The 10,138-nt window shown below is 72.1% G+C and carries 8 protein-coding genes; all 8 read left to right on the top strand.

The annotated features are described in order from the left end of the window. The first annotated feature begins 170 nt into the window (after positions 1-170). The 8 genes from dnaK to DEF28_RS24435 all read left to right on the top strand — a co-directional run bounded on the left by dnaK (position 171) and on the right by DEF28_RS24435 (position 10,097). The gene (gene dnaK / locus DEF28_RS24400; protein ID WP_114400157.1) at positions 171-2,039 is read left to right on the top strand and encodes a molecular chaperone DnaK; all 1,869 of its coding nucleotides are present in this window, start codon (positions 171-173) and stop codon (positions 2,037-2,039) included. 28 nt (positions 2,040-2,067) lie between these two features. Then, positions 2,068-2,835: a nucleotide exchange factor GrpE gene (gene grpE / locus DEF28_RS24405; protein WP_114400156.1), complete on the top strand. Its 768-nt coding sequence runs from the start codon at positions 2,068-2,070 to the stop codon at positions 2,833-2,835. A 173-nt stretch (positions 2,836-3,008) separates the two neighbouring features. Continuing rightward, positions 3,009-4,160 carry a molecular chaperone DnaJ gene (gene dnaJ, locus DEF28_RS24410; protein WP_114400155.1) on the top strand — a complete coding sequence of 384 codons (1,152 nt, stop codon included), beginning with the start codon at positions 3,009-3,011 and terminating at the stop codon, positions 4,158-4,160. Positions 4,161-4,165: 5 nt separating this feature from the next. After that, positions 4,166-4,585, top strand: coding sequence for a heat shock protein transcriptional repressor HspR (locus DEF28_RS24415; RefSeq protein WP_114400160.1), 420 nt, complete (start codon positions 4,166-4,168; stop codon positions 4,583-4,585). 85 nt (positions 4,586-4,670) lie between these two features. Further along, on the top strand, positions 4,671-7,286 hold the full coding sequence (gene clpB / locus DEF28_RS24420) for an ATP-dependent chaperone ClpB (RefSeq protein WP_114400154.1): 2,616 nt from the start codon (positions 4,671-4,673) through the stop codon (positions 7,284-7,286). Between the two features lie 515 nt (positions 7,287-7,801). Continuing rightward, on the top strand, positions 7,802-8,341 hold the full coding sequence (locus tag DEF28_RS24425; protein WP_233515515.1) for a GNAT family N-acetyltransferase: 540 nt from the start codon (positions 7,802-7,804) through the stop codon (positions 8,339-8,341). Then, positions 8,338-9,321, top strand: coding sequence for an amino acid ABC transporter permease (locus DEF28_RS24430; RefSeq protein WP_114400153.1), 984 nt, complete (start codon positions 8,338-8,340; stop codon positions 9,319-9,321). Before DEF28_RS24425 ends, DEF28_RS24430 begins: the two co-directional genes overlap by 4 nt. Positions 9,322-9,344: 23 nt before the next feature. After that, entirely contained in the window at positions 9,345-10,097 is a 753-nt protein-coding gene (locus DEF28_RS24435) for an amino acid ABC transporter ATP-binding protein (protein ID WP_114400158.1), read from the top strand. The last annotated feature ends 41 nt before the right edge of the window (positions 10,098-10,138 follow it).

The raw sequence follows: 10,138 nt of genomic DNA on the forward strand, positions 1-10,138 counted from the left end.
GCCCCGGATCCCGCACGGATTCCGCCACCCGCGGGAACAACCCCGGGAGCCCCCGCGTTGACAGGGTGCGTGAGGAACATTGAGTCGACACGACTCAAGTGATTTGACAGTGGGAAACCCGCAGAGCAATACTGCGCGAGTAAGACTCAACCTTGACGGAGGACGTACTCATGGCACGTGCGGTCGGCATCGACCTGGGAACGACGAACTCGGTCGTCTCGGTCCTGGAGGGCGGCGAGCCCACGGTCATCGCCAACGCCGAAGGCGCCCGGACCACCCCGTCCGTCGTGGCCTTCGCGAAGAACGGTGAAGTGCTCGTCGGCGAGGTGGCCAAGCGCCAGGCGGTCACCAACGTCGACCGGACCATCCGGTCGGTCAAGCGGCACATCGGCACCGACTGGTCCACCGAGATTGACGGCAAGACCTTCAACCCGCAGCAGATCAGCGCCTTCGTGCTGCAGAAGCTGAAGCGGGACGCCGAGGCCTACCTGGGCGAGGAGGTCACCGACGCCGTCATCACGGTCCCCGCCTACTTCAGTGACGCGCAGCGCCAGGCCACCAAGGACGCCGGCACCATCGCCGGCCTCAACGTCCTGCGCATCATCAACGAGCCGACGTCCGCCGCGCTCGCCTACCACCTGGAGAAGGAGGACGAGGCCACCATCCTCGTCTTCGACCTCGGTGGCGGCACCTTCGACGTCTCCCTGCTGGAGGTCGGCGACGGCGTGGTCGAGGTGAAGGCCACCCACGGCGACAACCACCTCGGCGGCGACGACTGGGACCAGGCCGTCGTCAACTGGCTGGTCGAGCGGTTCAAGAACAGCAACGGCGTCGACCTGTCCAAGGACAAGATGGCGCTCCAGCGGCTCCGCGAGGCGGCCGAGAAGGCCAAGATCGAGCTGTCCAGCTCCAGCGAGAGCTCCATCAACCTGCCCTACATCACGGCCTCGGCCGAGGGCCCGCTGCACCTCGACGAGAAGCTCACCCGTGCGGAGTTCCAGCGGCTGACCTCCGACCTCCTGGAGCGGACCAAGGCGCCGTTCCACCAGGTGATCAAGGACGCCGGCATCACCGTGGACAAGATCGACCACGTGGTGCTGGTCGGCGGCTCCACCCGGATGCCCGCGGTCGTGGACCTGGTGCGCGAGCTCACCGGCGGCAAGGACCCGAACAAGGGCGTCAACCCGGACGAGGTCGTGGCCATCGGCGCCGCCCTGCAGGCCGGTGTGCTCAAGGGCGAGGTCAAGGACGTCCTGCTGCTGGACGTCACCCCGCTCTCCCTGGGCATCGAGACCAAGGGCGGGGTGTTCACCAAGCTCATCGAGCGCAACACCACGATCCCGACCAAGCGGTCGGAGATCTTCACCACCGCCGACGACAACCAGCCCTCGGTCCAGATCCAGGTCTACCAGGGCGAGCGCGAGATCGCGCAGTACAACAAGAAGCTCGGCGTCTTCGACCTGACCGGCCTGCCCCCGGCGCCGCGCGGTGTGCCGCAGATCGAGGTCACCTTCGACATCGACGCCAACGGCATCGTGAACGTCACCGCCAAGGACCTCGGCACCGGCAAGGAGCAGTCGGTCACCATCTCCGGCGGCTCGTCGCTGCCCAAGGACGACATCGACCGGATGGTGCGCGACGCCGAGCAGTACGCGGAGGAGGACCGCAAGCGCCGCGAGGAGGCCGAGGTCCGCAACAACGCCGAGTCGCTCGTCTACCAGACCGAGAAGGTCATCAAGGACAACGAGGACAAGATCCCGGCGGACGTCAAGTCCGAGACCGAGGCCGCTCTCGGCGAGCTGAAGAAGGCGCTCGAAGGCTCCGACATCGACGCCATCCGCTCCGCGAGCGAGAAGGTCGCGCTGGCCAGCCAGAAGATCGGCTCGGCCATCTACAGCCAGAGCCAGCAGGCGAGCGGCGACGCGGCGGGCGCGCAGGCCGGCGGGCAGGCCGGTGCGGGCGCCCAGGCCGGCGCGGACGACGTCGTCGACGCCGAGATCGTCGACGAGGACAACCCCAAGCGCGACGGCAACGCCTGAGTCACGACGGGAGAGGAGGGCGCAGCGAATGGCGCTGCCGGAGAACGACAACGGCCGCGAGCACCAGGGACCGGTGATCCGCGACAAGCGGCGGATCGATCCTGAGACGGGCGAGCTGCGCACCCCGGAGGGGGCGGCGCCCGAGTCGGGCGCCGCCGCGCAGGCGCCGGCCGGGGAGTCGGCGCCGCCCGGGGAACCGCGGGTGGACGAGTCCGCCGGCGGCGAGGCGGACCTGGCGGGGGCCGACGCGTTGCGCGCCGAGCTCGACGAGCGGGTGAACGACCTCAAGCGGGTGCACGCCGAGTACGCCAACTACCGCAGGCGGGTGGAGCGCGACCGCGCCGCCGTACGGGAGCAGGCGGTCGCCCAGGTCGTCGGCGAACTGCTCCCGGTCCTGGACGACATCGGCCGCGCCCGTGAGCACGACGAGCTCACCGGCGGCTTCAAGTCCGTGGGCGAGTCGCTGGAGTCGCTGGTCGGCAAGCTCGGGCTCAAGAAGTACGGGGAGAAGGGCGACGAGTTCGATCCCAACGTGCACGAGGCGCTGACCCTGGTGCCGACCCCGGGCGTCACCGTCCCCACCGTCATCGAGGTGTTCCAGCCGGGCTACCTCGTGGGCGAGCGGGTGCTGCGCCCGGCCCGCGTGGTGGTGGCCGGCCCCTCGGACGAGGAGCCCCCGCCCGCCCCCGATGCGGACGCCGACGCGGTCGACGCGGCGGAGGCGGCGGAACCCGCGACGGAGGCGGAGACCGCGGCGGACGAACGGCCGGCCGACGGGGACGGACCGCGTAAGTAGGGAAGGACAGTCTCCGACGGCGGCGCCGCGGGCGCCGATGCCGCGCGCTGCCCCGGTCGGGGCGGTGCGCGGCTCCGCGGTCCGCCGTCGGAGCGACCCGGCCACGGCGCGGGCGCACCACCCCGGCCACATCAGCAGACCCTTGAGGCGAGAGCGGGAGAAGGCAAGCGTCGATGAGCACCAAGGACTACCTGGAGAAGGACTACTACAAGGTCCTCGGAGTCTCAAAGACCGCCACGAAGGACGAGATCAAGCAGTCCTACCGCAAGCTCGCCCGCCAGTACCACCCCGACGCCAACCGGGGTGACAGCGCCGCCGAGGACCGGTTCAAGGAGATCTCGGAGGCCTACAACGTCCTGTCCGACGACAAGCGCCGCAAGGAGTACGACGACGCGCGCTCGCTGTTCGGCGGTACCTACCGCCCGGGCGGCGGCACCGGCCCCGGCGACTTCAACCTCGGCGACCTGTTCGGGCAGGGCGGACAGGGCGCACCGGGCGGGGAGCGGCTGAGCGACCTGTTCGGCGGGCTGTTCGGCGGCCGCGGCCGCACCGCGACCAAGGCCCGGCGCGGTGCCGACGTCGAGACCGAGACCAAGCTGACGTTCACCGAGGCGGCCAACGGCGTCACCCGGTCGTTCCAGCTGACCAGCGAGGCCGCCTGCCCGACGTGCAGCGGCACCGGTGCCCGCGCCGGCACCGCGCCGCGGGTGTGCCCGCGCTGCTCCGGCACCGGCCACGAGAACAAGAACCTGGGCGGCTTCTCGCTGTCCGAGCCGTGCGGCGAGTGCCGGGGGCGGGGACTGGTCGTGGACGACCCGTGCCCGACCTGCAACGGCAGCGGGCGCGGCAAGAGCACTCACACGATCCAGGCCCGTATCCCGGCGGGTGTCAGCGACGGCCAGCGCATCCGCATCAAGGGCAAGGGCGCGCCGGGTGAGCGCGGCGGACCGGCCGGCGACCTCTATGTGGTGGTACACGTGCAGCCGCACCCCCTGTTCGGCAAGTCCGGAGAGAACCTGACGATCACCGTGCCGGTGACCTTCCCCGAGGCGGTGCTGGGCGCCGACGTGCGGGTGCCGACCCTCAACGGGTTCCCGGTCACCGTGAAGATCCCCCCGGGCACGCCGAACGGGCGGACGTTCCGGGTGCGGGGCAAGGGCTCCCCCCGGCGGGACGGTACAGCCGGCGACCTGCTGGTCACCGTCGAGGTGGCGGTGCCGCAGAACCTCAGCAGCGCGGCGCGCGAGGCCCTGGAGAAGTTCCAGGCCGCGACCGCCGACCAGAACCCGCGCAGCGACCTCGACGCGCGGGCCAAGGGGGTGTGACCATGATGGGCAGTCCTGGTTTCGGCGACGACACTCCGGTCTACGTCATCTCGGTGGCGGCCGAGCTCTCGGGCCTGCACCCGCAGACCCTGCGGCAGTACGACCGGCTCGGCCTCGTCTCTCCCGGCCGGGCGTCCGGCCGGGGGCGGCGTTACTCCATGCGCGACATCCAGCTGCTGCGGGAGGTGCAGCGGCTCAGCCAGGAGGAGGGCATCAACCTCGCCGGCATCAAGCGCATCATGGAGCTGCAGCGCGAGGTGGCCGAACTCAGGGAGCACCTGTTCCACCTGGCCAACGAGCTGGACGCCGCGCGCGCCGCCGTCGCCCGGCGCACCGCCGCGCAGTCCGGCGGCGGCGAGCTGCTGCCGGTGCGGCGGACACGGGTCACGATCTTCAACCACCCGGCCCCGCCACCGGAGCAGTAGGGAGACCGGCCCGTGCCGCGGCGCGGCCGCGGCACGCGGACCGGGGACCGGCGAGCGGGCACACGTGCAGAGGGGGCGGCCACACATGGACTACAAACTCACCAAGAAGAGCCAGGAGGCGCTGTCCACGGCGATCCGGCGCGCGACCTCGGACGGCAGTCCGCAGGTGGAGCCGCTCCACCTGCTGGCCGCGCTGGTGAACCAGGGCGAGGGGATCATCCGCCCGCTGCTGAAGGAGGTCGGGGCCAACCCCGACGAACTGGACCGCGCGGTGCAGCGGGCGGTCGACGGCCTGCCCAAGGCCGCCGGCTCCACGGTCAGCGCGCCGACCAGCTCCCGCCAGCTCATCATCACGATGAACACCGCGGCGCAGCGCGCCAAGCAGCTGGAGGACGAGTACGTCTCCACCGAGCACCTGCTGGTGGGGCTCGCGACCGACGGCGGCGAGGCCGCCCGGCTGCTGCACGACGCCGGCGCCACCCCCGAGAGCCTGCTGGAGGCGTTCGAACGCGTCCGCGGGCGCGGCCGGGTCACCTCCGAGAACCCGGAGGAGACCTACCAGGCGCTGGAGAAGTACGGGGTCGACCTCACCGGCCAGGCCCGCGCGGGCGCGCTGGACCCGGTGATCGGGCGCGACTCCGAGATCCGGCGCGTGATCCAGGTGCTCTCCCGGCGGACGAAGAACAACCCGGTGCTCATCGGGGAGCCGGGCGTCGGCAAGACCGCCGTGGTCGAGGGCCTCGCGCAGCGGATCGTGGCCGGCGACGTCCCGGAGTCGCTGCGGGACAAGCGGCTCATCTCGCTGGACCTGTCGGCCATGGTCGCCGGCGCGAAGTACCGCGGCGAGTTCGAGGAGCGGCTGAAGGCCGTGCTCACCGAGATCAAGGAGAGCGACGGCCAGATCATCACGTTCATCGACGAGCTGCACACCATGGTGGGCGCCGGCGCGGCCGAGGGCGCGATGGACGCGGGCAACATGCTCAAGCCGATGCTGGCCCGCGGCGAGCTGCGCATGGTCGGCGCGACCACGCTGGACGAGTACCGGGAGCGGATCGAGAAGGACCCGGCCCTGGAGCGCCGGTTCCAGCAGGTGTTCGTCGGCGAGCCGTCCGCCGCCGACACGATCGCGATCCTGCGCGGGCTGAAGGGGCGCTACGAGGCGCACCACAAGGTGCAGATCGCCGACTCCGCGCTGGTGGCGGCGGCGACGCTGTCCGACCGCTACATCACCGCGCGGTTCCTGCCCGACAAGGCCATCGACCTCATCGACGAGGCCGCGTCCCGGCTGCGTATGGAGATCGACTCCCGTCCGGTCGAGATCGACGAGCTGCAGCGCGCCGTCGACCGGCTGAAGATGGAGGAGATGGCCCTGGGCAAGGAGTCCGACGCCGCCAGCAGGCAGCGTCTGGACCGGTTGCGCGCCGATCTGGCCGACAAGCAGGAGCAGCTGAACGCGCTGGTGGCGCGCTGGGAGCAGGAGAAGGCCGGGCTGAACCGGGTGGGCGAGCTCAAGGAGCGGCTGGACGAGCTGCGCCGGCAGGCCGAGCGGGCGCAGCGCGACGGCGACTTCGAGGCGGCCTCGCGCCTGATGTACGGGGAGATCCCGCAGCTGGAGAAGCAGCTGGAGGAGGCGTCCTCGGCCGAGGAGGAGGCGGAGCGCGTACCGGAGCCCACGATGGTCAAGGAGGAGGTCGGCGCGGACGACGTCGCCGACGTCGTCTCGTCGTGGACCGGCATCCCGGTGGGCCGGCTCATGGAGGGCGAGACCAGCAAGCTGCTGCGGATGGAGGACGAGATCGGCCAGCGGCTGATCGGGCAGAGCCGCGCGGTGCAGGCGGTGGCCGACTCGGTCCGCCGCGCCCGGGCCGGCATCTCCGACCCGGACCGCCCGACCGGCTCGTTCCTGTTCCTCGGCCCCACGGGCGTGGGCAAGACCGAGCTCGCCAAGGCGCTCGCGGAGTTCCTGTTCGACGACGAGCGGGCGATCGTCCGGATCGACATGAGCGAGTACTCCGAGAAGCACTCGGTGTCGCGGCTGGTCGGCGCGCCGCCCGGCTACGTCGGCTACGAGGAGGGCGGCCAGCTGACCGAGGCGGTGCGCCGCCGGCCCTACACGGTGGTGCTGCTGGACGAGGTGGAGAAGGCGCACATCGAGGTGTTCGACACCCTGCTCCAGGTGCTGGACGACGGCCGGCTGACCGACGGCCAGGGCCGGCACGTGGACTTCCGCAACACCATCCTCATCCTCACCTCCAACCTCGGCTCGCAGTACCTGGTGGATCCCGCGCTGGACGACGCCACCCGCCGCGAGAAGGTCATGCAGACGGTGCGCGCGACGTTCAAGCCGGAGTTCCTCAACCGGCTGGACGACGTGATCGTGTTCGACGCGCTGTCCACCAGTGAGCTGACCCGGATCGTCGACCTCCAGATCGACCGGCTGGCCCGCCGGCTGACCGACCGCCGCCTCCGCCTGGAGGTGACCCCGGCCGCGCGGGAGTGGCTGGCGCTCACCGGCTACGACCCGGTCTACGGCGCCCGCCCGCTGCGCCGCCTGGTCCAGGCCTCCATCGGCGACCCGCTGGCGCGGTCGCTGCTGGCCGGCGAGCTCCAGGAGGGCGACACCGTGCTGGTGGACCTGGACGAGTCCAAGGACGCGCTGTCGGTCCGCCCCATGGCGCCGGAGCCGGTGCCGGCGACCTGAGCGGCAGTGGTTCGGCGGGGTCCGGTGCGCGGTGGCGCGCCGGACCCCGCCGGCGCGGGCGGCGCCGGTGCCCTGGACGGCCGCTCCCGAGCGCCGGGCTCCGAGGGCGGGCCCTCCGCCGCTCCCCCGCAACATGCGAGGGCACCGCACCCGGCATCGTGCGGCGGCGGATGAGGGCGCGCCCCTCACCCCGGATGCGGAGCGTGGGGCCGACCGGAACGGCCCGGGACGACCTCCGCGGCCTCCGAACCAGTGGCAGGGCCAGCACGCCAGCGAGCGGAACGGCTCAGGACGGCCGCGCCCCGGCGGCGGACCGGCGACCGGCGCGGGACGCCGCTCCGGCCGGGCGGTCTCCGGCAGCCGTGCGGGTCTCCGGCTCCCGGCCCGGCCGCCCGCGTCTCCCCCGAGGCGGGCCAAGATCATTAAACCTAGTATTCCTACTTGACAAATAGGTTTAACTCCAGAACCCTGGATACCGCTCAGCAGCCCCGCCCGGGGCCGGCCACCGTGCGGAGGTGAGGCGTCGAGTGCGCGTCCACGGCGAGGACCCCCTGCTGCGGCGCGTCGGCGTCAGCGATCCGCTGGTCCGCCCGATGCTCGCGGAACTGGCGTGGGAGTACTCCACCCGCTACGGAGCCGGCGAGGGCGAGGCCGAGATGAGCCGGTACCCGCCGGCGGAGTTCGCGCCTCCCGGGGGTGCGCTGCTCGTGCTGGTCGAACGGGGCGAGGCGGTGGCCGGCGGAGCGTTGCGCCGGCAGGACTCCGCGACCGCTGAGCTCAAGCGGGTCTGGACGCACTCCGCGCACCGCCGCCGCGGCCTGGCGCGGCGGATCGTGGCCGCCCTGGAGGCCGAGGCGGCGCGGCTCGGCTACCGGCGGATCCTCCTCACCACCGGACCGCGGCAGCCCGAGGCCCGCGGCCTCTACCTCGCCACCGGGTACACGCCGCTGTTCGACCTGGCGGCGGATCCCGAGAGCATCGGCCCGCTGCCGTTCGAAAAGCGGCTCGCCGCCTCCGTCTCCCCCCGCGACCGGCGAAGGACCGCCATCCCATGAGCACGTTCCCCGACACCACGCCCCTCGCCAGCGGGGTCGCGGCCGAACCGCCCGGCGAGCCCGCGCTCCGGGTGCGGCCCGCCCGCTACCCCTGGCGCTGGGCGGCCACCGCGGTGGTGGCCGTCCTGCTCGCGATGGCCCTCAACGCCCTCATCACCAACCCGGCTTGGAAGTGGCCGGTGGTCGCCGAGTACCTGTTCGCGCCCTCGATCCTGTCCGCACTGTGGCTGACCGTCCGGCTCACCGCGTACGGCACCGTCATCGGGTTCGCGCTCGGCACGGTCCTCGCACTCATGCGGCTGTCGCGCAGCCCGCTGCTCAGCGGGGTCAGCTGGACCTACGTGTGGGCCTTCCGCTCGATCCCCCTGATCGTCCAGCTGCTGTTCTGGTACAACCTGGCGATCCTGTACGACGAGATCTCCTTCGGGGTGCCCTTCGGCCCGTCGTTCTACTCGGTGAGCACGATGGAGCTGATCAGCCCGCTGACCGCCGCGGTGCTCGGGCTCGCGCTGCACCAGGCGGCCTACTCCGCCGAGATCGTGCGCTCCGGCGTCCTCGCCGTGGACCAGGGCCAGCTGGAGGCGGCCGCCGCGCTCGGCATCCCCCGCTCCCGGCAGATCCGCCGCATCATCCTGCCGCAGGCCATGCGCACGATCATGCCCACCGCCGCGAACGAGATCATCGGCCTGTTCAAGGGCACCTCGGTCGTCTACATCATGGCGCTGGGCGAGCTGTTCTACCGGGTGCAGGTCATCTACAACCGCACCGGCGACGTCGTCCCGATGCTGATGGTGGCGACCATCTGGTACATCGTGTTCACCACCCTGCTCAGCGTGGTGCAGTACTACGTGGAGCGGCACCACGCGAAGGGCGCGCTGCGCACGCTGCCGCCCACTCCGGTGCAGCGGCTGCGCCGCCGGGCGGCGGCACTGCGCGGCGCCTTCGGCCGCCGGACCGGCGCCGCGGGCGGTGGACGGTGACCCGCGCGGACGGCGCCCGCGCCATGGTGGAGGTGCGCGGCGTCCACAAGAGCTTCGGAGCGGTGCACGTGCTGCGCGGCGTGGACCTGACGGTGCGCACCGGCGAGGCGACCGTGGTCCTCGGTCCGTCCGGCTCCGGCAAGAGCACGCTGCTGCGCTGCGTCAACCACCTGGAGCGCGCCGACCGCGGCCACGTCTCGGTGGACGGCGAGCTCATCGGCTACCGGCGGCGCGGCGACGTCCTGTACGAGCTGAAGGAGAAGCAGATCCTCCGGCAGCGCGGGGCGATCGGGTTCGTCTTCCAGAACTTCAACCTGTTCCCGCACCTCACGGTGCTGGAGAACATCGTCGAGGCCCCCGTCCACGCCCGCCACCGCCCCCGCGCGGGGGCGGAGCGGGAGGCGCGCGAGCTCGCCGAGCGGGTCGGCATCGCCGACAAGCTCGGCGCCTACCCCCGGCAGCTCTCCGGCGGCCAGCAGCAGCGCGTGGCGATCGCGCGGGCCCTGGCGCTCGATCCCAAGGTGGTGCTGTTCGACGAGCCGACCAGTGCGCTCGACCCGGAGCTGGTCGGCGAGGTGCTGGACGTCATGCGCGACCTGGCCCGGCGCGGCACCACCATGATCGTCGTCACGCACGAGATCGGGTTCGCCCGCGAGGCGGCCGACACCGTCGTGTTCATGGACGAGGGCCGGATCGTCGAGAGCGGTACCCCGGAGCAGGTCCTGGACCGGCCGGCCCACGAGCGCACCCGCGCCTTCCTCGCGAAGGTCCGCTGAGTCCCGTCCCGCGCATCCCCGTCCCCCACCCCGAGGAGTCC

The sequence above is a fragment of the Marinitenerispora sediminis genome (assembly GCF_003336425.1).
In the GTDB taxonomy this organism is placed as follows: domain Bacteria; phylum Actinomycetota; class Actinomycetes; order Streptosporangiales; family Streptosporangiaceae; genus Marinitenerispora; species Marinitenerispora sediminis.